The following is a 22,197-nucleotide window of genomic DNA, read 5'->3' on the forward strand; positions in this document are numbered from 1 at the left end:
ATGGCGGATCACCGCCATCCGACCGGCGTTTTCCGTATCGTGAGGTGCGAGGGGGGTGGCCCATGGACATTCTCGTGGTCCGTGACGTCATGACCGGGGCGTCGATCCACGTGGACCGGCAGGCCCCGATGGTCGACATAGCCCGGCTGATGCGGGAGCACGGCATCGACGACGTGCTGGTCACCGACGAGGACAAGCTGCTCGGGGTGGTCAACGCGCGGGACCTGGTGCTGGCCCTGGCCGACGATCTCGACCCGCACAACACCATCGCCGAGGACCTCGTCAAGCAGGACGTGGTCGCGGTGCACGCCGACGACGGCGTCAGCGAGGCGATGCGCCTGATGCGCTCGCACGCGCTGCACCGGCTGCCGGTGCTGGAGGCCGAGCGGGTCGTCGGCGTCGTCACCTGGATCGACGTCGACCAGCCGGGAGGTGGCGCACCGCGCGGCGTCGGGTGACCGACCCGGGCGGGACGTGACCGGGCATACGGTCGTTAACCTCGTCGATGCGGGATTAACCGCGTGCCGCCCCGGGGAATTCAGGAGACATGTCGACGCTGGTGTGCCATGTCCGGTGCCACCTGCCGATCGCGGAGATCGCGGTGGCGGGCACCCTCGACGACTCCACGGTGATCCATGTCGGTGCCGCGCTCACCGACTGCCTGGCCGACCAACCCGACGCGGTGATCCTCGATCTGGCCGAGATGACCTGCCATGACGATCGCCTGCCGTCCTGGCTGCACGGATGGGGACGCACGGCACACCGCTGGCCGGGATCGCCGTTGCTGGTCGTCGCGCCGGGGGTGGACCTGCCGAGCGAGGACGGCATCGTCGGGTACGGCGACGTCGGCTCGGCCAAGGAAGCCGCGAACGCCGTGCCCCTGTCCCTGCGCCGCAGCATCGACCTGCCACCACTGCCCAGCAGTTGCGCCGCCGCCCGCGACCTGGCCGAGCAGGCCTGTCGCGACTTCGGCGCACCGCGACTGGCGCAGCTCGTCCGGCTGCTGACTTCGGAGCTGACCGCCAACGCGGTCGTGCACGCGCGCACCCGGCTGCGGGTCAGCCTGCGGCGCCAGGGCGGCAGCGTCTACGCGGCCGTCCGCGACGGCGACCCGTTCCTGCCCCAGCTGCCCGGACCCGACGATCCCGGCAGCAGCCTGGAGCTGGTGATGGCGCTCGCCTCGGACTGGGGCAGCTTGCTGATCAGCGACGGCAAGGTGGTCTGGGTCCGCGTCGACCTGCCCGCCTGAGCTACTCGGCCAGGCGGAACCGCAGGCCGAAGTGGTCGAGACCGACCGGCAGCGGCCGGTCCGGGCTCAGTTTGGCGTACGACAGCAGCCGTGGCTCCCGGTCGCGCAGCAGCGCCGCCAGGATCGCGGTGGTGGTCAGCAGCACCAGGTTGCGCCCGGGGCAGCGGCCCGGACCGGCGCTGAACGACACGGTCGACCACTCGTCGTGGCCGTTGGCGTCGATCCAGCGCGCCGGCTCGAACCGGTGCGCGTACGGCAGGGTCTGGTCGTCGCGGTGGAAGAACGGGGTGTACACCAGCAGCGAGGTCCGCGCGGGCAGTCGGCCGCCGTCCCACCGCGTCGGGGTGCCGCTCTCGCGCAGGATCGCGGGCGTGGTGGGCCAGAGCCGCAGCGTCTCCAGCACGCAGGCGCGCAGCCGGGGCAGCCGGTGCGGCGACTCGCCCGAGCGCAGGTCGGCGGCGGACCAGAGCCGCTGCACCGGGTGCGTGGACAGCATGGCCAGGGTGCGGAACACGGTCGCCCCGGCGGCGTCGTACGCGAACAGCCAGTGCGGCACCTGCCCGTACGGGTCCATCACCGGCTCGGGCGGCGGCAGCAGCGAGGCGAGGCTGCCCGGCTCCCGCCGGGCCAGGTGCGCGTCGAGCCGCTGGCGGAACCGTTGCCGCAGCCGGTCGTTGCGCGGTCGCAGGCCCGCCCAGTTGGCGTCGCGGCGCAGCATGGCCAGCAGGTCCAGCAGTTCGTCATCGTCGTGGGCGGCGTCGCCGAGCACGATGCGCCGTACCGCCCGCCAGTAGGCCGTGGCGAACCGGTCCCAGGCCAGCCGCCCGCCCATCTGGTCGCGCAGCGGGGCGATCTCCTCGGTGATCTTGGCGGTGATCGAGGCGGCCAGGTGGTGCACGGGCAGGTCGGCGTCCAGCGCGTGCTCGTTGACGGCCCGGCGTGGCGCCCGCAGCCCGCCCCGGGTGATCAGCACCCCGTGCGGCTGGAAGTGCGACAGCGCGGCGATCTTGTCGACCGTGGCCGGGCTGTAGGGCTCGGTGTCGGCCAGCACCACCCGCACCGCGTCGGTCGACAGCGCCAGGGCCCATTTTCGGCCCGGGTTGCGCAGCAGCAGCGCGCCGCCGCCGTACCGACCGCGCAGCCGCTGCATCAGCCGCACCGCCCGCGCGTCCGGTTGCCACCAGCGCCCGGCCAGCGTGACCAGCCGCCGCCGGATGACCAGGCCCTGGGCCACCGTCGGCAGCAGGACCGTGCCTGCCACCCGTAGCGTGTCACCCACGCTCGCACGCGACAGTCGCACCTGCTCGGCGCCGACCCCGCCCCCGGACCTGACCCGCTCCCGCTCCTCGACCCGCACGTCACCACGCTATGCGGGCCTGACGACGACCCGGGCGCCTTTACCCGAACCGGCCCCGGCCACCGCGCCGGCCGCAGGCAACGTTCGCGTTCAGCGCCTCGGCCGCAGCGTTAAGAGGGGACCCTTCTACCTCGCAAAGCGATAAGAAGGGGCCCCTCCTTTTCGTTTTGGGCTTGGGCGCCGCTCAGCGTGCCCACGCCTCGGCGCCTACCGGCACCGTCTGCCCGGTGCGGGCCGACTCGTCGATGGCCAGGCTGATCAGGTGGTCCTGGCACGCCTGGGCCAGCGGGTACGGCGGCTCGCCCGCGTCGCGGCACCAGCGGCCGGTCGCCTCCAGGATGCTCGCGATCGCGATCTCCTCATCGGACAGCCGCGCCCCGGCGTAGGCGTTGCGGTACACCACCTGCCCGTCGAAGCTGACGTGGTCGAGGTCGAAGCCCTCCAGGTTGAGGTCGCGGCCGCTGTGGCGGCGGCGCAGCTCGGACTCGACCGGCCGGTGGTCCAACAGCCGCACCACCCGGTCGTCGACCAGTTCGCCGCGACTGCCCCGCACCACCAGGCGGCGGCTGCGCAGCGGGTTCCACCACTGGTTGTCGGTGAAGTCGTAGAGGCCGCTGCGGCCGTCGCCGAAGTCGATCGTGGCCAGCGTGGTGGTCGCCGGGCGCGGGGTGTCGTCGTCGCGCCAACCGGCCGGGACCAGCGGGTCGGCCAGCGGCGCGGTGAACGCCCGCGCCTGCACGCTCGCCGGGCCCAGGCCGACGCCGAGCATGCCGCGCAGGATCGACACCGCGTGGTAGCCGTGCGTCGACGACACCTGCGCCGAGGTGGGGGTGCCGATCACGCCGGTGCGCAGCACCGCCAGCCGGGCCGCGTGGTCGGGCAGCAGCAGGTACTGCTCGGCGACCTGGACCCGCCCCGTGGCGCCGACGCTGTCCCACAGCTTTCGCAGTCCGGCCAGGTCGGGGGCGGGCGGGGTCTCCGAGAGCACCGGCAGGCCTCGCTCGACCAGGGTCTCGACCAGGCCGGGGTTGACGTCCCAGGGCACCGACGTGATCACGTACTCGGGGTCGCCGGTGCGCAGCAGTTCGGCCAGGTCCTGGGTCACCGGCAGCCGCCACTGCGCGGCCACCTCTGCCGCGGCCGCCGCCGATCGGGTCATCACCCCGGTTACCTGGAGCCGGTCCGGCAGCAGCGCCGCCAGCTTGAAGAAGAACTGGGCGCGCCAGCCGCGCCCGATCACCGCGTACCGGATGGGTTCAGCCACCGGCGTACTGTACGGCACTCAGCCGGTGACCGCCGGAACGAGATTCGCGGTCATGGTCGGGTCGGTGCCGCTCGGGTACGGCGGGAACGCCTCCGAATAGGGCATCCGCGCCGGCACCCCGGCCAGCACGCCCCAGTGCTCGGCGATCATGGCGTGCTCCAGCCGGAACAGGTCGTAGAAGGCCGTCGGCTCGCCGCCCACGGTGCCCGTGCACACGGTCAGCGCGAACTCGCCGTCGGCCACCGTCAGGTGCCGCCGCTCGTAGCGGATGTCCTGGTCGCGCAGCTGCGCCCACAGCGCCCCGATGCCGTCGTCCACCCCGGGGCGGTGCTGCACCAGCCCGGTCGTGACGAACCGGCACAGGTGCTCGAAGTCGCGCGGCACCAGCACGTTGTCGATGAGGTAGTCGACCACGCGGCGGCTGGTCGACGACAGCCGCGGCTGCTGCACCGTGCGCGGGCCGGAAATCTCGGCCTGACCGCCCGGCACCGCCACCGGCTGCAGTGCGCTCCAGTGCTCGGCGGGCACGCCGTCGACCAGCCGGAAGATGTCGAAGCCGGTGAAACCGGGCCCCATGTTCGGGTAGAGGCTGTGCACGGCTACCACGTCGCCGCAGGTGAGCACGCGTACGCACACACAGCCGCCGTCGGCGGCCCAATCCGCGAGCAGGTCCCCGGCCGAGGGGGTCACTTCCTGTCGCTGCTGCGTCACCGCGGTACGGGACCGGTGCTCTGCCCTCATCGTGCCTCCCGGAGGGTTCGTCTTGGCGCGTCACGCGGACGGTTACGCAGACGCCTGCGGCGCGTACCCGGCGTGAGCGCGTGCTAAACCCCGTCGGTACGGTTTTCCCTCAAGCTACGTGGAGGAAGCCATGAGCAGCATCTTCGTCACGGGTTCGGCCGACGGCATCGGGCTGGAGACCGCCCGCGCGCTGCTGCGCGACGGTCATCGCGTCGTGCTGCACGCCCGCAGTGAGGCACGGGCGGCGCAGGTGCGCGCGGCGGTGCCCGAGGCCGCGGCGGTGGTCGTCGGGGACGTGTCCGAGCTGACCCAGACCCGGGCCTTGGCGCTGGCCGCGAACGCGCTCGGGCCGTACGACGCGGTGATCCACAATGTGGGCGTCGGCGGCGGGTCGGCCGGACGCGAGGTCACCCCGGACGGCATCGAGCGGATCTTCGCGATCAACGTGCTGGCGCCGTACCTGCTGACCGCCCTGATGCCGCCGCCGTCCCGCCTGGTCTACCTGACCTCCGGCCTGGAGGCGGGCGGCCACGCCGACCTCGACGACCCGCAGTACGAGCGCAAGCCCTGGCGCGGCATGCAGGCCTACAGCGACTCCAAAATGTACGACGTCGTGCTGGCCTTCGCCGTGGCCCGGCGGTGGCCGGACACCCTGAGCAACGCCGTCGACCCCGGCTGGATCAAGACCCGGATGGGCGGCCCGAACGCCCCCGACGAGCTGCCCGACGGCGCCGAGACGCAGGTGTGGCTGGCCTCGGCGCCGGAGTCGGAGGTCGGATTCACCGGCCGCTACCTCAAGCGCCGTCGCGATCTTCCGGCGAACCCGGCCGCATACGACGAATCGGTGCAGGACCGGCTGCTCGCCCTGTGCGCCGAGCTCACCGGTCAGCAGTTGGCAGGCTGAGCGTCCGCCGGGCCGGTCGCGAGAACGCCCACGACCGGCCCGACGGACCGCTCACTGCCGGTAGACGCGCGTGGCGAACGCCGCCCCGGGTTGGGCGTCGGCATCGGGCACGAGTTCGACGGTCAGCGACGTGCCCTTGGCACTGGCGGGCAGCCGCAGCGTGATCTTCTGCGGCGACACGTTGCACCGGAGTTCGGCGCTGTCCGAGGCGGCGCCGAGGCTGATCCGGGCGGTGACGCTGCCCGAACCGGCACAGATGACGTCCAGCCGTAGCGGCCCGGAGGTGATCGTGTTGTCGAGGTCGCGGACCGTGCTGTCCAGTTCGCCCCAGGTGGCGCCGAGGTAGGGGTTCGTGTCGAGGGACAAGACCTGCTTCGCCCGGATGACATTGGGGTTGGTGAACATGAGCGCGATGCCCGCGTGCCCGGCGGCCTGGTCGTCCCCATGCAGCGTGATGGTCACGTCGCCGGCGATGGTCAGCTGAATGGGGCGCTCGGTGATCGTCGCGTCGCAGGGCACCATGACGTCGGTGCGGCCGTCGGGTCCCTGCCACCGCACCCGCACCTCTCCGGCGCCGCCGAGGCACAGTGCCCGCAGCTGGTACTCGCCGACTGGCATCAGCGTCTGGTCCGGTCCGACGAAGCTGTACGTGAAGCCGTTGCTGCCCGAGGTGACCGGCCCGAACATCGTGCCGGGCCGGGTGTGTTCCGGGGTGTAGCCGAGCAGACCCAGCGCCTGCACGCCCAGCGCCTGCATCTGGTCGTCGGTCAGCGGCCGATTCGACGCCGACGCGGCGGGATCGGTCTGGCCGGGGGCGCCCCCGACGCCGAAGAGGTAGCCGCCCGCCACCAGGACGAGCCCGGTGACGACCGACAGCAGCGCCAGCCGGGCGGCGCGGCGCCGCTTGACGGTACGGCGCACCGCCACCGCACCCGGCACCACCACCTCGTGCGGCGCCTCGATCCGGAACTGGAAGAACGCCTCGGCCATCGGGTCGGACTCGGTGAGCTCAGGCATTGCGGACCTCCTCGGCGGTCGGGGCGGACAGCTGCCCGGCCAGGGCCGTACGGGCCCGGTGCAGCCACGACTTCACGGTGCCGGTCGACACCTGCATCGACTCGGCGATGTCGGCCACCGACTGGTCGGCCAGGTAGTGCAGCACCACGGCCTGGCGGGGCTGCGGCGGCAGCGTGCGCAGCGCGGCGAACAGCGCCACCCGGTCCGGGCCGGGCTCGGCGACGTGCTCCTCCCGGTGGCGGCGCCGGAACGCGGCGGCGACCTTCAACCGCCGGAAGTGGGAGGTGGCCAGATTCCAGGCGACCCGGCGCACCCAGGCCACCGGGTCGTCGTACGCGCAGATGTCCTTCCAGCGGACCAGCGCCCGGCAGAACGCCTCCTGGGTGACGTCCTGCGCCTCCTGCCGGTCCCCGAGGTACGCGTAGAGCTGTGTCGTCACCGAGGTGAAGTGCGCCGCGTACAACTCGTCGAAGTCGTGCCCCATGCCTGTCCTCCCCGTGCCCCCGGGAGGCATATCCCCAGGTCGACGGAGGGTACCGTGCGCCCGTGGTGGCGTCACCACCCGCGTTGTCGCGTCCATCGAGGTCGTCCTCGTCCGATTCGTGCCGACCCCCGTCGGGCCGGACGCGGACTACACGGCATCCCCCGGCATCCGGTTGCGGTCCGCGACCAGATTTCGACGGCGATTGCCGCGACCGTGGCGAAGACGGCGATTCCCGCGACCGTGGCGAAGCGGTCACCGGTCACGACAGGCGGTACTCCAACCACACGACCTTGCCGGTGCGGCCCGGCACGACGCCCCAGTCCGCCGAGAGCCGCTGGATCAGCCCGAGGCCGAACCCGCCGTCGATTCCGGCCGGGCGGGGGACGGGCGGTCGCGGATCGCGGTCGGTGACCTCGATGCGCACGCCCGCGTCGGTGCGCACCAGCCGGATCGCGACCGCGCCGCCGCCGTGCTGGACGGCGTTGCCGACCAGTTCGGAGGTCAGGATCAGCACGTCACCGCCCGGATCGGGCAGCGCCCACGCGCTCAGTTGGGTACGCACGAAGTGCCGCGCCATCGTCGCGCTGCCTGCCCCGCCGGGCAGCCGGATGGCCGCGGCGTTCACGGCGCGCCTCCGTCTGTCGGGCCGTGGCCGGTGCGCGTCCGCGCCTCATGCCAAGCCATGTCCGCTACTCCGTCCTTGCTCCTCCACCCGCCAGGAGGGATTCGACGCCCGGCGGGCTTCGGATTGCCGTCGCCTCACCGGCTAATTCTACGCAGATATCGACGCAATTTTGCGAATCGGCTGCGTGGCCCGGTCGGCAGGGCGCACGATCCAGGGGTTGGCGCGAGTCGGGGTGGGAACCGGGAGGTAGCCATGGGATTCGACGAGAAGCTCAGCAACGTGTCGCGGCGGTTCGCCGGTCGCGCCACCCATCTGGCCGGAAGGCTCACCGGCAACACGCACTGGGAGATGTCCGGCTACGCCATCTGGGCGTCGGCGGTCGAGGAGGAGATCCGGGAGAAGGGCAAGGACGCGCACAAGGCCGTGGCCGCCATCGAGCGGTACGAGGACGAGCTGCGCGCCCGCACCCCGGCCGTCGGCGGTCTCACCCCACCCGCGGCCACCCCGGTCGCCCAGTCGACGACACCAGCCGACGCCTGACCCGGTCAGTCCAGCGCGGCTTCGGCGGTGGCCCGCACCGCCTCGGTCAGGGCGGCGAGCACGGCCGACTCCAGCCGCCAGTGCTGCCAGTACAGCGGGACGCTCACGCGACGGCCGGGGATCAGCTGCTCATAGCGCCCGGCGGCGAGATCGTCGGCACAGAAGCGCTCGGGGACCATGCCCCAGCCGAGCCCTAGCCGGATCGCCTCGTTGAAGGCCGTCACGGCCGGGATGTAGTGGATCGGCGGTTCCAGCGGCCGTCTGGTCACCGTACGCAGGAACCGGTGCTGGAGCTGGTCCTTGCGGTTGAGCACCAGCATCGGGGCGGCGGCGAGGGTCTCGGCGGTCACGCCGTCGGCGAACCAGGCGGCGCGCGTCGTCGGGGCGGCCACCGCGACGTAGTGCATCATGCCCAGCCGCTGGACCCGGCACCCCTGCACCGGAACGTGCTGGGAGGTCACCGCCGCCATCACCGTGCCGCTGCGCAGCAGGTCGGCCGTGTACTCCTGGTCGTCGGAGTGCACGTCGAACAGCAGGCGCAGCTCGGCTGGCAGCGCGGCCAGGGCGGGCAGGAACCAGGTGGCCAGCGAGTCCGCGTTGACCACGATCGCGGCCCGGGTCCAGCCGGTGTCGCGGCCGCCCCGCGCGATGTCCAGCGCTTCCCGTTCCAGCACGGCCAACTGCCCCGCCAGGCGCAGCAGCGGCTCACCCGCCTCGGTCGCCTGGCACGGCTTGGCCCGCCGGACCAGCACCTGCCCGGCCGCCTGCTCCAGCGCCTTGATCCGCTGACTGACCGCCGAGGGGGTGAGGTTGAGCGTGCGGGCAGCCGCGTCGAAGCTGCCCTCGCGGACGACCGCCGCGAGGGTCTCCAGCTGCGCCGAGTCCAGGGCCACGTAAGCGATGCTAACGCTTGTTAAGAATCATTAGCTGGAGTGCAGGTCGGGCCGCCCGTACCGTCGAACGGGTGATCGCTTCGCTGCTCGCCGGTTTCACCTCCTCGATGGCGCTGATCGTCGCCATCGGCAGTCAGAACGCCTTCGTGCTGCGCCAGGGCCTGCGCCGCGAGCATGTGCTCGCCGTCGTGCTGACCTGCGCGCTGTCGGACGCGCTGCTGATCACGGTGGGCGTCGGTGGGCTGGGTGCGGCCGTCGCCGCCGCGCCGGGGCTGCTGACGGCGATCCGGTGGGGTGGGGCGGCGTTCCTGCTCGGGTACGCCGTGCTGGCGGCCCGCCGCGCGCTGCGCCCCGGGACGCTGGCCGCCCGCGACGGCCACGGCAGCACCCTGCGCGCCACCATGCTGGCCTGCCTGGCCTTCACCTTCCTCAACCCGCACGTGTACCTGGACACCGTGCTGCTGCTCGGCGGCCTGGCCAGCCAGCAGCAGTTCCGCTGGGTGTTCGCGGCCGGGGCGGCCCTGGCCAGCGCGGTCTGGTTCACCGGCCTCGGCGCCGGTGCCCACCGGCTGGCCCCGGTGCTGGCCCGGCCGCTGACCTGGCGAGTGCTCGACGGCGTGATCGCCGTGACGATGACCGCGATCGCGCTCGGCCTCCTGCTCTCCTGACCCCGCCCCTGCCCCGCCCGCCCCGTCCCCGCCCCGTCGCCGCCGCCGCGGGGTAGGACTGCGGTTTCTGGGAAACTGCACGAATTCCGGCCACGAAACCTGCACTTTCCCCCGAGACTGCACGAATCCCGCGCCAGGTCGAGCACGGATGCGGGCCGGGTCGGGCGCGGACGCGGCCGGTCAGGCGAAGCTGATGTCGGCGGTCTCGACGGTGCCGCCGATGCGGCCGGGCGCCTGCTGGTACTGCCAGTACAGGTTGGTGTGCGCGATGACCTGGTCCGGGCTGGGGGCGCCGTACGCGGTGAGGTCCTCGGTGGTGTGTGCGTCGCCGACCAGGGTCACGTCGTAGCCGCGGGCGAACGCCCCGTGGATGGTCGAACGGATGCACGCGTCGGTCTGGGCACCGGCCACGACCAGGCGGCCCACCCCCCGCTCGGCCAGCACCTGCTCCAGCTCGGTGGCCTCGAACGAGTCGCCGAAGTTCTTGTGCACCAGCGGCTCCGCGTCCTCGCGGACCAGGTCAGGCACGTACTGCCAGGGCTCGCTGTCCTTGACCAGGTCGGCGTCGGAGTGCTGCACCCAGACCACCGGCACGTCCGCGGCGCGGGCCTTGCCCACCAGCGTGCCGATGTTGGCGATCACGTTGTCGCGGTCGTGGGCCTTGGCCACGACGCCGTTCTGCACGTCGATGACCAGCAGGGCGGTGTTGGGCCGGTCGGTCAGCGTGGTCATGTGACTCCTCCTGTGCTCACGGGCGTTCAGTTCCTCACCGTAGACCCGGTCCCCGACAGCCGCGCGCGATGTGGCGAACATGTTCGTGACGAACTTGTTCGCCACGAACATGTTCGTTATGGTGGTGGCATGGCAGAGACACCAGCCCGGCGCAGCCGCCGGGAGCGTCCGGCGAAGGCGGCCCTCACCCGTGACGGCATCGTCGCCACCGCGGTCGAGCTGATGCGGACCGAGGGGCTGGAGCGGGTCACCATGCGCCGACTGGCGCAGGAGCTCGACACCGGCCCCGCCTCGCTCTACGTCTACCTCCGCAACACCGCCGAACTGCACGCGGCCGTGCTCGACGAGCGGCTCGGCGTGGTCGACCTGGGCCCGGTGACCGCGCCGGGCGACTGGCGCGAGCGGCTGGAGCAGGTGCTGCGGTCGTACACCCGGGTGCTGCTCGAACATCCGGGGCTGGCCCAGTCGGCGCTGGTGGCCCGGCCCACCGGCGCCAACTACCTGAACCTGATCGAGGGCCTGCTGGCGCTGCTGGACGCGGGCGAGGTCCCGCCCGCACGGGCTGCCTGGGCCGTCGACCTGCTGCTGCTGCACACCACCGCCAACGCCGCCGAACACGCCACCCGCGCCCGCGCCGGCACTGCCGAGCAGGAGTGGGACGCGCTCACCGAGGCGGTGCGGGGCCTGTCCGCCGACGCCCATCCGCACCTGGCGGCCGTCGGCGACGAGCTGCTGTCCGGGCCACCCGGCGACCGCATCACCTGGGGCCTGCGAGTCCTGATCAACGGCGTGCTGCACACGCCCCGGCCCGGCGGCGACCAACCACCGAACAGGAAGTAGCACCACATGACCACACACCACCCCATCGCGATCATCGGCGGCGGCCTCGGCGGCCTCACCCTGGCCCGCGTGCTGCGCGTCAACGGCATCGAGGCGGCCGTGTTCGACCTCGACGCCGACCGCAACGCCCGCCACCAGGGCGGCATCCTCGACATCCACGACGACTCCGGCCAGGCGGCACTGACCGCCGCGGGCCTGATCGAGCCGTTCCAGGCGATCATCCACCCCGGCGCCGAGGCGATGCGCGTCTACGACCGCCACGGCGTGCTGCACCGCGACGAGGAGGGCGAGTTCGGCCGCCCCGAGGTCCACCGTGGCGACCTGCGTGACCTGCTGCTCGACAGCCTGCCCGAGGGCACCGTGCGCTGGGGCGTGAAGGTCGTCGGCGCCCGGCCGCTCGGTGGCGGCCGCCACGAGGCGGCGCTGGCCGATGGCACCACCTTCACCACGGACCTGCTGGTCGGGGCCGACGGGGCCTGGTCGCGGGTGCGCCCGCTGCTGTCGGCGGCGGTCCCGGCCTACACCGGGCTGTCCTTCGTCGAGGTGCGACTGGAAGCCGCCCGGACCCGGTACCCGGACAGCTTCGCCCTGCTCAGCCCCGGACTGACCTTCGCGCTCGGGGACGGCCGCGGCCTGCTGTCACACCGCGACCCCGACGGCTCGCTGGACGTCTACGTCGCGCTGCGCGCCCCCGCCGACTGGCTGTCCCATCTCGACTTCACCGACCCCGAGACGGTGAGGAAGACGCTGCTGGCATGGTTCGACGGCTGGGACGGGCGGCTGCGGGCGCTGATCGAGCGCGCCGAGGGCGAACTGGTGCCGCGGCAGATCCACGCGCTGCCGGTCGGCCACCGCTGGGACCGCGTCCCCGGGGTGACCCTGCTCGGCGACGCCGCGCACCTGATGTCCCCGTTCGCCGGGGAGGGCGCCAACCTGGCCATGCTCGACGGCGCCGAACTGGGGCAGGCACTGGTCGCGCACCCCGGCGACACCGAGGCGGCGCTGGCGGCGTACGAGGAGCGGCTGTTCCCGCGGAGTGAGGAGTCGGCTGCGCAGTCGGCGGCGAGCCTGGAGATCTGCTTCGCCCCGGACGCCCCGCAGGGGCTGCTGGACATGTTCGCCGCGATGGACTGAGCGGGACCGTGAGCTCCGGGCCGCAGGGAAGGCCCGGAGCTCACGGTGGTGCTGTCAGCGGTAGGTGATGTCGGACGGACTGTAGAAGCAGTTGACCCCGTCCGCGCCGCTGCCGACGTGGGTCGGCTCGCTGCCCTTGGGCGCACCCAGGAACTTGTCGCAGATGACGGTGCTGCTGCCGTACGCGGTGATGCGGGTGAACCGGGCGGTGTCACCCCAGTTGATGTTGATGCCCGCCACCACGCTCGTGCTCTTGGTGATCACGTTGTCGATGACGACGTTGCGCTGGTAGGAGTTGGTGCAGTTGCCGCAGGCGCGGTAGAGCTTGCCCGCGTTCTCCACGTAGAACCCGGAGATGTTGACCGTGCCGTTGCCGTTGTGCTGGAACACCTTGTCCGAGGCCGACTTCGCCCCGCCGCCGATGACGTACGACGTGCCGCCGCCGGTGCCCAGGAAGGTGGCGGCGTCCTCGCCGACGTCCTCCCACCAGACGTTCTGGATGGTGCAGGTGCCCAGGCAGTGGATGCCGTCACCGGCGGGGGAGCCGAGGATGACATTCTTGATGGTCGCGCCGTTGGCCAGCTCGAACATCGGGTCCTGGCTCTCGGACTGACCGCCGTCGCCGATGCAGCAGTAGCGCTTCATCCCGCCGTCGAACGTGCCGCTGACCGAGATGGTGCCGTTGGGCAGCCCGGCGTCACCGGACTTGGTCGGCCAGGTCGGAATCGTGCCGGGGCTCGACGACGGAGCCGGGCCCGACGGCGACGGGGACGGCGCGGACGACCGCGACGCCGACGGGGCGGCGCTGGTCGGCGCGGGACCGGCCGCGTCGGACACCACGACGTCGTCGAAACGGGCCGCGGCGTACGAGGTGACCAGCACGATCCGGCCCGTGCTGAACTGCGAGCTGCTGCCCGAGGCGACCTGCTGGCCGTTGACCCAGCCGGTCAGCGTCGAACCGCTGACGGTCACCTGCAGCGTGTACCAGGTGCCCATGCTGACGGTCAGGTTCGTGCCGCCGACCACGGTGACGGTGCTGCCGTTGACCACCTGCAGTTCGGCCCGCCCGCTGTTGAGCAGCGCGACCTGGTAGCGGGTGGACGAGCCGGTGGACCGGGCGCCCAGGGCGGCGTAGCTGCCCGAGCCGTTGAAGCCGGTCGGCTTCACCCGCGCGCTGACGGTGTAGTTGGTCCACGAGCTGCTGCCCGCGAACTGCCGGGCCAGGGAACTGTCGGTATTGGACTGCTGGAAGACCGACGAGCCGTCGGCCACGACCGTCCAGTCGCCGCCGGACTTGGACCAGCCGGACGCGTCGCCGTCGTCGAAGTTGTCCGAGAAGAGCGTCGCGGCCAGCGCCACGCCTCCGGTCAGGCTCATCAGCGCTGCCAGCACCAACGACAGCAGCGCGGTGCCGCCCGCCGCCACCAGACCGAACCGTCTGGGTCGGCGATGGCGGCCGGGTGTCAACCCGTGTTCCATGGGACCTCCTTGTGGGGGTCCGCACCCGGCGGTCCGGCGCGGGCGCGCCGGAGGGCGCCACCGGGTGCGGTCTTGCGGGAGCGGTTGTTGCGGAGCGGAGCTTGCGGGGTGCCGGGGGTCAGGGCAGCAGACGCCCGGCCCCGGAGAGCAGGGTCAGCAGCGGTACGACCGCGGCGGGCACCGGCCGGTACGCGCGCAGCTCGGGCGTCCAGCCCGCGTCGGGGGCGAAGTCCGGGTCGTGCGCGCCGTTGTAGGCGGCGAGCAGGCTCACCGGCCCGCCGAGGCTGTCACCGGTGCGGACCCAGCTGCCCAGTTCGGTGACCGCGGTGCCCTTCCAGTCCTTGAGCACCCGGTCGGCGGGGATGCCGTCGCGCAGGTCGAAGAAGTTGTTCTCCAGGTACACCGAGGACTGGATGCCCAGGCCGACGCTGTAGTCGTACGGCTCGCGAACGCTGAAGGTGTTGTTGTAGACGTCGACCTGGCCGAAGCGAACGCGGGGCGCGCGCTGGCCGACGCCGTCGAACACGTTGTGGCGCAGCGTGACGCGCAGCTTGCCGACGTCCGGTCCGACGGTGTCGGAGGAGCCGATCAGCATGGTCTTGTCGTGGTTGGTGAACACGTTGGCCGAGACCGTGACCAGGTCGGAGGTGTGCGTGATGTCGAGCGCGCCGTCGTGCACCTGCCACGGGCGGTCGAAGTAGACCGGCTGGGTGGAGTCGGGGTTGGCGCCGTCGCTGAACGTGTTGTGGTCGATCCACACGTTGGTGGAGCGGCGCACCGAGACCAGGTCGTACTCGCTGTTCCAGTTGCCCTCGGCGCCGTCGGTGGGCCGCCAGCGCGGGAAGCAGTCGGCGGCGTCCTCGAAGGCCAGGTTGCGCACGATCACGTTCGGCGCGGTGTCGATCATCAGGGTGAGGTGGCGCAGGGTCGCCCCGGGCAGGCCGAGCACGGTCGTGTTGGGGCCGACGCGCAGCTCGGTGCGGGCCCGCTGGGTGGCCACCGAACGCACCCGGGCCTGCTCGATCGGGCCGGACGGGTCGGTGGCGCGTCCCCACACCGCCGGGTCGTACGCGGCGAGGTAGTCGGTCAGGTTGTAGCCCGGGTCGGCCAGGTCGGCGCAGGTCACCTTGGTGCCGTCGGGCCTGGCCAGGCCGTCGATGGTCCCGGCCACAAAGACGATCTTCGGTTCGGCGCCGGTCAGTGCCGCCGCCAGCTCGTCCCGATCGTGTACGACGAAGACGTGCGCCCCGTCGGCCGCCGAGCCGCCGGTCGTGCCCGCTCCGGCCGCGCCCCAGCCGTCCCCGGTGGCCAGCGGCTGGCGGGCCACCCGCTGCGCCCACCAGCCCGGGGCGCTGTCGGGGGCGGCCGCCGCGGCCGGCGCCGGCAGCAGAACCGCCAGCGCCGCGACCGCGGCCATTCCTCGCATTCGCATCGCTGCTCCAGAGTGTGTCCGATGTGTTACGTCATCAGGCAACATAGGAACTGGCGAATAGTGAAGTCAATGGGTCAGAAAAGCAGGTTTGTTGCAGCGATTCGGGCACAGTATTGCCTGGTCCGACCGCCCTTAGTCGGATATGGAGCGACTATTCGAATGGATCACAACGCGCAATCTCAACCGTTTGCAGAAACAGCCCGAACAGTTGCAGACCAGGGGACCGGAATCTCGTCGAAAAGGGCCCCGTCGGCTGCGCAGCGGCGCAGCGCGGCGTTGACGCCGCGCAGGGTCCTGGTGCCGCCGTCGACCGCGACGGCGTCCCCGGCCACCTCGACCGGGCCCGGTGCCGTCCGCAGCGCCTCGATGACGGCCGTGAACCCGGCGGTGCGCTCGGGCGGGGCCAGCAGCGGCACCCCGGTCCGCCGGTGCTCGACCAGGTTCTCCAGCAGGGTGACCCGGCCCGGCACCGGCTCGACCGCCCCGCCCGGCAGGCGCAGCACGTCGTCCCGGAAGGTCAGCTCGGCCCTGCCGTGGCTGCCGTACACGGTGAGGTCGCCGTCGACGAACTCCTCGCCCGCCAGCGTCACCGCGACCAGCACCCGTACCCCGTCGGCCAGGGTCACCCGCAGCGTGGCGGTGTCCTCGACCTCGATCGGCCGCACCCGCAACCAGGACACCTCCACCCCGACCGGCTCGGCGTCGACCACGGCCAGGGCCTGCATCACCGCGTGCGCGAATGGGTTGGCCAACGCCCCGTCCAGCGTCGGCCGCCCGCCGATCGAACGGCGCCCCGACCACGCCGAGCGCCCCCAGTACGCGTCGTCGCGCTGCCACGCGCCGACCACCGACACCTGCCGCACCGTGCCCAGCGCGTCGGAGGCGATCGCCGCGCGCAGCCGTCCCAGGGCTGGGGAAGCCAGCGCCTGGAAGCCGATCTGCACCGCGCGGCGGGCGGCGTCGCGGGCCGCCACCAGCGCGTCGTGCTCGTGCCGGTCCAGCACGGGCGGCTTCTCCAGCAGCAGGTCCGACCCGGACCGCAGCACGTCGCGGGCCAGGTCCAGGTGCGTGTGCGGGGGAGTGCAGACGATCACCACGTCAGGCCGGATCCGCTCCAGCATCGCCCGGTGATCGGCGAACACCGGCACGTCGGCCGGCGCGTCGACCACCGGCGCCGGGTCCGCCAGCGCCACCAGCCGGGCCACGCCCCGCTCGGCCAGCCCCGCCAGCACCCGCCGATGGTGCAGCCCGTGCCCGTTGGCCCCCACCAGCGCCACCGTCGCCGCCCTGGTCATGGGGTGGCCTCCACGGCGAGGAGGGCGGCGGCGCCGTGGCGGGCCAGGGCGGTGCGCCAGGTGTCGATCTGCTTGCGGTGGGCGGGGTCGGGCACCGGGAGCACGCCGCCGGGGCCGAACAGGGCCTCGGTGGTGAGGTCGGCGCGGACCGTCGCGGCCAGCGGGTCGTTCAGCGGCAGCGGGGTGCCGTCGTCGGCGGCGCCCTCGGCGAACCTGGCCCACGCCGCCAGGATCAGGCAGGTCAGGCGGGGGTCGGGCGCGGCAAGCATCGGCATCACCCGCTGTGGCAGCTTCTGCGTGCCGTCCATCGCCACCTGCAGGCACCGGTGCCCCAGTTCGTGGTTGGCGAACCGCTCCAGCACCTGCTCACCGTACGCGGTGACGCTGACGCCCGGTGGGGGAGTCAGCGACGCGGCGACCTCGGTGGCCACGTAGTGGCGCAGCAGCTCGGTCGCGCCGGGCAGGGTGAGCGCGTCGGCGATGCTTTCCCGGCCCGCCAGCGCGCCCAGGTAGGCCAGTGCGCTGTGCACGCCGTTGAGGGCGCGCAGTTTCAGGTGCTCCCAGGGGGTCACGTCGTCGGCGAGCACGGCTCCGGCCGCGTCCCAGGCGGGACGGTCGGCGGCGAACCGGTCCTCGATCACCCACTGCGAGAACGGCTCGGCCGCCACGGCGGCCAGGTCGGACACACCGAGGTCGGCGCGGGCCAGGTCGAGCGTCTGTGCGGTGGTGGCCGGGACGATCCGGTCGACCATGCTCGACGGGCAGGTGACGCTCTCGGCGTACCAGTCGCGCAGCTCGTCGGGGATCATGCCGGTCAGCAGCCGGTCCAGCGTCTGCCCGTTGGAGGGCAGGTTGTCGCAGGTCAGCAGGGTGATCGGACCGGCGTCGGCGCGGGCGCGGGCGGCCAGACCGGCCACCAGCAGCCGCGGCACGGCCGCGTCGGCCCGGTAGGCCTTCTCGGTGACGGTCAGCGTCACGATCCGTACCCCCGGATCGGCCAGCAGCGCTACCACCGCGTCCGGATCCTCGGCCGCGAGGAGGCTGTCCGCCAGGGCCCCGACCACCCGGGTCCGGCCGCCGCCACCGGACTGCTGCCCGGCGCCGAGGGTGACGACGCTGAAGAGGTGGTCCTGGGCGCGCAGGGCGTCCAGGACCGTGCGGGAGCTGGGGGCGACCGCGGTCACGGCCCAGTCGCCCCCACTGTGCGCCATCGCGGCCTCGGTGAAGACGGCCTGGTGGGCGCGGTGGAACGCGCCCAGACCGAAGTGGACTATGCCGGTACGGGCCGAGCCCGGCTCGATCAGCGGCCGGGCGGGCGCGGGCAGCCGGGCCAGCGAGGCGCGGTCCAGACGGTCGCTCACCGCCACACCGGCCCGTCGGGGAATGAGTACTCCGCGATCGACGACGCCTTGAGGGTGACCGAGTAACCGGGCTGCTGCGGCAGCTGGTACCGACCCTCGACCACGGTGATCGGGTCCTCGAAGTGCTCGTGCAGGTGGTCGACGTACTCCACCATCCGCCCGTCGAGCGAGCGGCCCAGGCGCAGGTAGTCGAAGATCGACAGGTGTTGGACGTACTCGCACAGGCCGACGCCGCCCGCGTGCGGGCACACCGGCACGCCGAACTTCGCCGCCAGCAGCAGGATCGACAGCACCTCGTTGACGCCGCCGACGCGGCACGCGTCCACCTGGCACACCTGGATCGCCCCGGCCTGCATGAGCTGCTTGAAGATGACCCGGTTGGCGGCCACCTCGCCGGTGGCGACCCGGATCGGGGCCACCGCCTTCGCCACCGCCGCGTGCCCCAGCACGTCGTCGGCGTGCGTCGGCTCCTCGATCCAGTACGGGTCGACCTCGGCCAGCACCGCCATGTTCGCGATCGCCTCGTCGACGTCCCAGACCTGGTTGGCGTCCATCATCAGCAGCGCGTCCGGGCCGATCTCGGCGCGGATCAGCCGGGCCCGGCGCAGGTCGTCCTCGATCGGGCCGCCGACCTTCATCTTCATGGCCCGCCACCCCTGCGCGTAAGCCGCCCGGGTCAGCTCCCGCACCTGCTCGTCCGGGTACCCCAGCCACCCCACCGACGTGGTGTACGACGGGAACCCGTCGCGCTCCAGTACCGCCAGCCGCTGCGCGTACCCCTCGTCGACCCGCAGCAGCTCCAGCGCCTCCGCCGGGGTGATCGCGTCGGAGATGTGGTGGAAGTCGATGCTGGCGACCAGTTCCTCGGGGCTCAGCTCGGCCAGCAGGCGCCACATCGGCTTGCCCTCGGCCTTGGCCCGCAGGTCCCACACCGCGTTGACCAGCGCACCGGTCGCCATGTGGATGACGCCCTTCTCCGGGCCCAGCCAGCGCAGCTGCACGTCGGCCGACAGCGACCGCCAGAACGCGACCGGCTCGGCGAAGATCTCATCCAGCGTCCGGCCGACCACGTGGTGCGCCAGGGCCTCGATCGCCGCGCAGGCGATCTCGTTGCCGCGGCCGTTGGTGAAGGTGAATCCGGTGCCGACGGGTCCGCCGTCGGTGTGCAACTCGACGTAGGCGGCCGAGTAGTCGCCCCGGTTGATGGCGTCGGAGCCATCGCCGGCGGCGGCGGTGGGGAAGCGTACGTCGTGCACGACGGCTTCGGTGATCTTCATGCGTGCGTTCCAATCTTGAAGATCTTCTTGGGCAGGTGGTAGGCAAGGTCGGCAATGGTCTCGACCGCCTCGTCGAGACCCAGGCGGTGCTCGGCGACCAGCCGGGCCAGGAACCCGGCGTCGACGCGCCGGGCAACGTCGTGGCGCACCGGGATCGAGCAGTAGGCGCGGGTGTCGTCGACGAATCCGGCCGTGTTGTAGAACCCGGCCGTCTCGGTCACCGCCTCCCGCCAGCGGCGCAGCGCCTCGGGCGCGTCCAGGAACCACCACGGCGCCCCGACGAACATGGCCGGGTAGCCGCCGGCCAGCGGCCCGAGCTCACGGCTGAATGTGTGCTCGTCCAGCGTGTACACCACGACGCGGAAGTCCGGGTGGTGCCCGAACCGCTCCAGCAGCGGCCGCAGCGCGTGGGTGTACTCGGTGGCCTGCGGAATGTCGCCGCCGACGTCGCGCCCGTGCATGGCGTGCAGCGTCCGGTTGTGGTTGCGCACCGCCCCCGGGTGCAGCTGCATGACCAGCCCGTCGTCGACCGACATCGCGGCGAACTCCAGCAGCATCCGGGCCCGGAACGCCTCGGCCTCGGCCGGGCTCGCCGCACCCGTGCGCAGCGCCCGGTCGAAGATCGCGGCGGCCTCGGCCGGGTCGGCGCCGCCGGTGGCGGCGGTCAGGTGCCCGTGGTCGGAGCAGGTCGCGCCCGCGGCGATGAAGTCCAGCCGCCGCAGCCGCAGCGCCTCCAGGAACCCCGCGTACGTGCCGGTGTCCACGCCGGTCATCGCCCCGAGCGCGGCCACTCGCCCGGCCCAGCCGGGCCACTCGAGGTCGACCATGTCGTCGGGCCGGAACGTGGTGATCACGCGCCCGCCGGGGCCGCCCCAACCCTCGGCGGCCAGCCGCGCGTGCCGGGACAGGTCGTCCAGCGGCGACTCGGTGGTGGCCAGCACCTCCAGGTTGAACCGTTTGAACAGCGCCCGGGGCCGGAAGTCCGGCTCGGCCAGCCGCTGCGACAGCTCGTCGTACACCTGGTCGGCGGTCGCCGGGCTCAGCGGGGTGTGCACGTCGAAGACGGTGCGGAAGGTCTGCTCCAGCCACAGCCGCGACGGGGTGCCCCGGAACAGGTGCCAGTTCCGGGCGAACAGCCGCCACACCTGCCGCGGGTCGACCTCGGAGGCGCCGCCGTCGACGCGCGGCACGCCCAGCTCGGCCGGGCCGATGCCCTGGCTGAGCAGCATCCGGGTCACGTAGTGGTCGGGCACGATGATCAGCCGGGCCGGGTCCGGGAACGGGGCGTCGTCGGCCAGCAGGCCCGGGTCGACATGCCCGTGCGGGCTGATCAGCGGCAGACCGCGGACATGGGCGTACAGCTCGCGGGCGATGGCGCGGGTGCGCGGCTCGGCGGGCAGCAGCAGGTCGGCGCCGGTGTCAGGGACGGCGTCGAGATCGGGCAGCAGCAGCTCAGCCATGTTGTGGTTCCCATTCGTCGAGGTCGAGCAGGTCGGCGACGTCCACGCGCCGACCGGTGGCGATGGACTCGTTGGCGGACAGCCCGGTCAGCAGTGATCGGGCGCCGTCGAGCTGAGTCGCGGAGCGGGCCAGGGGGTCTTGCGCACCGCCGAACAACACCGCGGTCATCCGGGCGTCGGCGCCGCCGTGACCGGCGCGGTCGTACGCGGGCACCGGCACCTCCACCGGCTTCTCCCAGTACCGCCGCAGCCGCAGCGACACCCCGCCGGCCTCGGCGGCGGCCTCGGCCCCGTGCAGCGCGGCGCTGTGTCCCTTGACCGCCCCGGCCACCCCCGGCGCGACATGGTCGGACTCGACCACGTCCAACTCCAGCCGACCCCGGCTGCCGTTGAACGCGATCCGGTAGCCCTCCCACGGCGCGTACGCGGTGAGGTGGTACGACATCGTCGCGCCGCTGCGGTAGCGCACCAGCACGGCCATGTCGTCCTCGATGGACACCCCGGGGGCGAACACGTTGACGTCGCGGTGGTAGCCGTCGTGCGACTCGGCGTCGAGATAGAGCTCGGCCAGCGCGGGGTTGTCGGCCAGGTGCAGCGCGAACGGATCGCCGACGGCCGCGTCCGACCCGTGGGCGCGGGTGTAGTCGCGGGCGTAGCCGTGACGGGCGCCGTCGGAGCCGTACAGGAACAGCCGCCCCTCGGCGGTGACCCGCTCGGGAGTGCTGTCCAGCCACCAGTTGACCAGGTCGAAGTGGTGGGTGGCCTTGTGCACCAGCAGGCCGCCGGAGTTGGCCTTGTCGCGGTGCCAGCGGCGGAAGTAGTCCGCGCCATGGCGCACGTCGAGCAGCCATTCGAAGTGGACCGAGCCGACCTCGCCGATCTCACCGGCGGCCAGCAGCGCGCGCACCTGCTCGTGCACCGGATGGAACCGGTAGTTGAACGCCACCTTGACGCTGCCGCCGGTGCGTTTGGCGGCGTCGAGGATGCGGCGGCAGCGCGGCACGTCGACGGTCATCGGCTTCTCGGTGACCACCGAGCACCCGGCCTCCAGCGCGGCCACCACGTACGTGTCGTGCGTGGCGTCGACCGAGCACACCACCAGGGTGTCCACTCGCTCCTTGACCAGCATCGCGGGCACGTCATCGGCGTGGTACGCCACGGCGGGCGGGGCACCGGCGGCGGACAGCCGCCGCTGCTGGGCTTCGATGCGGGCGGGGTTGACGTCGGCGAGCGCGACGAGTTCCCCGTACCGGGACAGAGCCTGGGCGAACATCTGGGCCCTCGCCCCGGTGCCGACGATCGCATACCGCTGGGACATCAGGCCTCCCCGTCGTGGACGGCTACAAACGTTTGCAGCAGAACCAACCATCGTCCCCGCGAACCTGTCAATCCCCGGCGGCGAGTCAGTCCTATTTCTTCGCTTTCATCCGGGTGTAAGTGCCGTC

General features: G+C 72.5%; 22 protein-coding genes. 7 read left to right on the plus strand and 15 right to left on the minus strand.

The genetic code is table 11. The features are described 5' to 3' along the window. The first annotated feature begins 62 nt into the window (after window positions 1-62). Both KUA19_RS23715 and KUA19_RS23720 read left to right on the plus strand, forming a co-directional pair. A complete protein-coding gene (locus KUA19_RS23715; protein ID WP_217399068.1) occupies window positions 63-458 on the plus strand; it encodes a CBS domain-containing protein in 396 nt (131 codons plus the stop codon). Between the two features lie 89 nt (window positions 459-547). Then, window positions 548-1,249, plus strand: a complete 702-nt coding sequence (locus KUA19_RS23720) for an ATP-binding protein (RefSeq protein WP_217399070.1) — start codon at window positions 548-550, stop codon at window positions 1,247-1,249. A gap of 1 nt (window position 1,250) precedes the next feature. Here the strand turns inward: KUA19_RS23720 and KUA19_RS44630 are convergent, their stop codons facing one another. The 3 genes from KUA19_RS44630 to KUA19_RS23735 all read right to left on the minus strand — a co-directional run bounded on the left by KUA19_RS44630 (window position 1,251) and on the right by KUA19_RS23735 (window position 4,611). Next, window positions 1,251-2,606: a cytochrome P450 gene (locus KUA19_RS44630; protein WP_217399072.1), complete on the minus strand. Its 1,356-nt coding sequence runs from the start codon at window positions 2,604-2,606 to the stop codon at window positions 1,251-1,253. Between the two features lie 184 nt (window positions 2,607-2,790). Next, window positions 2,791-3,870, minus strand: coding sequence for a Gfo/Idh/MocA family protein (locus KUA19_RS23730; protein ID WP_308167605.1), 1,080 nt, complete (start codon window positions 3,868-3,870; stop codon window positions 2,791-2,793). 18 nt (window positions 3,871-3,888) lie between these two features. Further along, complete coding sequence (locus KUA19_RS23735; RefSeq protein ID WP_217399074.1) at window positions 3,889-4,611, minus strand: hypothetical protein; 723 nt, start codon at window positions 4,609-4,611, stop codon at window positions 3,889-3,891. Window positions 4,612-4,741: 130 nt separating this feature from the next. On the opposite strand from KUA19_RS23735, the gene KUA19_RS23740 reads away from it, so the two are divergent. After that, complete coding sequence (locus KUA19_RS23740) at window positions 4,742-5,515, plus strand: SDR family NAD(P)-dependent oxidoreductase (protein WP_217399076.1); 774 nt, start codon at window positions 4,742-4,744, stop codon at window positions 5,513-5,515. 51 nt (window positions 5,516-5,566) lie between these two features. Here the strand turns inward: KUA19_RS23740 and KUA19_RS23745 are convergent, their stop codons facing one another. The 3 genes from KUA19_RS23745 to KUA19_RS23755 form a co-directional block, all read right to left on the minus strand. Then, complete coding sequence (locus tag KUA19_RS23745) at window positions 5,567-6,532, minus strand: hypothetical protein (protein ID WP_217399077.1); 966 nt, start codon at window positions 6,530-6,532, stop codon at window positions 5,567-5,569. Then, window positions 6,525-7,016: an RNA polymerase sigma factor gene (locus KUA19_RS23750; RefSeq protein WP_217399079.1), complete on the minus strand. Its 492-nt coding sequence runs from the start codon at window positions 7,014-7,016 to the stop codon at window positions 6,525-6,527. Before KUA19_RS23750 ends, KUA19_RS23745 begins: the two co-directional genes overlap by 8 nt. A gap of 259 nt (window positions 7,017-7,275) precedes the next feature. Next, window positions 7,276-7,641 (minus strand): ATP-binding protein, encoded by a 366-nt coding sequence (locus KUA19_RS23755; protein ID WP_217399081.1) that lies wholly within the window; start codon window positions 7,639-7,641, stop codon window positions 7,276-7,278. A 252-nt stretch (window positions 7,642-7,893) separates the two neighbouring features. Between KUA19_RS23755 and KUA19_RS23760 the strand changes: the two genes are divergently transcribed. Next, window positions 7,894-8,181: a hypothetical protein gene (locus tag KUA19_RS23760; RefSeq protein ID WP_217399083.1), complete on the plus strand. Its 288-nt coding sequence runs from the start codon at window positions 7,894-7,896 to the stop codon at window positions 8,179-8,181. Window positions 8,182-8,186: 5 nt separating this feature from the next. Here the strand turns inward: KUA19_RS23760 and KUA19_RS23765 are convergent, their stop codons facing one another. After that, window positions 8,187-9,068 carry a LysR family transcriptional regulator ArgP gene (locus KUA19_RS23765; RefSeq protein WP_217399280.1) on the minus strand — a complete coding sequence of 294 codons (882 nt, stop codon included), beginning with the start codon at window positions 9,066-9,068 and terminating at the stop codon, window positions 8,187-8,189. Between the two features lie 77 nt (window positions 9,069-9,145). Between KUA19_RS23765 and KUA19_RS23770 the strand changes: the two genes are divergently transcribed. Continuing rightward, complete coding sequence (locus KUA19_RS23770; protein ID WP_217399085.1) at window positions 9,146-9,742, plus strand: LysE/ArgO family amino acid transporter; 597 nt, start codon at window positions 9,146-9,148, stop codon at window positions 9,740-9,742. A 180-nt stretch (window positions 9,743-9,922) separates the two neighbouring features. On the opposite strand, the gene KUA19_RS23775 is transcribed toward KUA19_RS23770, so the two are convergent. Further along, the gene (locus KUA19_RS23775) at window positions 9,923-10,474 is read right to left on the minus strand and encodes a cysteine hydrolase family protein (RefSeq protein ID WP_217399282.1); all 552 of its coding nucleotides are present in this window, start codon (window positions 10,472-10,474) and stop codon (window positions 9,923-9,925) included. A gap of 129 nt (window positions 10,475-10,603) precedes the next feature. Here KUA19_RS23775 and KUA19_RS23780 point away from each other — a divergent pair, with 129 nt between their 5' ends. Both KUA19_RS23780 and KUA19_RS23785 read left to right on the plus strand, forming a co-directional pair. Then, on the plus strand, window positions 10,604-11,314 hold the full coding sequence (locus tag KUA19_RS23780; RefSeq protein WP_217399087.1) for a TetR/AcrR family transcriptional regulator: 711 nt from the start codon (window positions 10,604-10,606) through the stop codon (window positions 11,312-11,314). Between the two features lie 6 nt (window positions 11,315-11,320). Then, window positions 11,321-12,448: an FAD-dependent oxidoreductase gene (locus KUA19_RS23785; RefSeq protein ID WP_217399089.1), complete on the plus strand. Its 1,128-nt coding sequence runs from the start codon at window positions 11,321-11,323 to the stop codon at window positions 12,446-12,448. A gap of 54 nt (window positions 12,449-12,502) precedes the next feature. Here the strand turns inward: KUA19_RS23785 and KUA19_RS23790 are convergent, their stop codons facing one another. The 7 genes from KUA19_RS23790 to KUA19_RS23820 form a co-directional block, all read right to left on the minus strand. Then, window positions 12,503-13,927, minus strand: coding sequence for a pectate lyase (locus KUA19_RS23790; RefSeq protein ID WP_254549963.1), 1,425 nt, complete (start codon window positions 13,925-13,927; stop codon window positions 12,503-12,505). A gap of 118 nt (window positions 13,928-14,045) precedes the next feature. Further along, window positions 14,046-15,359 (minus strand): pectate lyase family protein, encoded by a 1,314-nt coding sequence (locus tag KUA19_RS23795; RefSeq protein ID WP_217399092.1) that lies wholly within the window; start codon window positions 15,357-15,359, stop codon window positions 14,046-14,048. 179 nt (window positions 15,360-15,538) lie between these two features. Then, complete coding sequence (locus KUA19_RS23800; RefSeq protein WP_217399095.1) at window positions 15,539-16,654, minus strand: Gfo/Idh/MocA family protein; 1,116 nt, start codon at window positions 16,652-16,654, stop codon at window positions 15,539-15,541. Then, window positions 16,651-18,015, minus strand: a complete 1,365-nt coding sequence (locus tag KUA19_RS23805; protein WP_308167606.1) for a mannitol dehydrogenase family protein — start codon at window positions 18,013-18,015, stop codon at window positions 16,651-16,653. The genes KUA19_RS23800 and KUA19_RS23805 overlap by 4 nt, the downstream gene beginning before the upstream one ends. Beyond that, window positions 18,012-19,292, minus strand: a complete 1,281-nt coding sequence (locus KUA19_RS23810; RefSeq protein ID WP_217399099.1) for an enolase C-terminal domain-like protein — start codon at window positions 19,290-19,292, stop codon at window positions 18,012-18,014. Before KUA19_RS23810 ends, KUA19_RS23805 begins: the two co-directional genes overlap by 4 nt. Beyond that, window positions 19,289-20,752, minus strand: a complete 1,464-nt coding sequence (gene uxaC / locus KUA19_RS23815) for a glucuronate isomerase (RefSeq protein WP_217399101.1) — start codon at window positions 20,750-20,752, stop codon at window positions 19,289-19,291. The genes KUA19_RS23810 and uxaC overlap by 4 nt, the downstream gene beginning before the upstream one ends. After that, entirely contained in the window at window positions 20,745-22,070 is a 1,326-nt protein-coding gene (locus tag KUA19_RS23820; protein WP_217399103.1) for a Gfo/Idh/MocA family protein, read from the minus strand. The genes uxaC and KUA19_RS23820 overlap by 8 nt, the downstream gene beginning before the upstream one ends. Window positions 22,071-22,197: the final 127 nt, after the last annotated feature.

The sequence above is a fragment of the Catellatospora tritici genome, from assembly GCF_019083965.1.
Classification (GTDB): Bacteria; Actinomycetota; Actinomycetes; order Mycobacteriales; family Micromonosporaceae; genus Catellatospora; species Catellatospora tritici.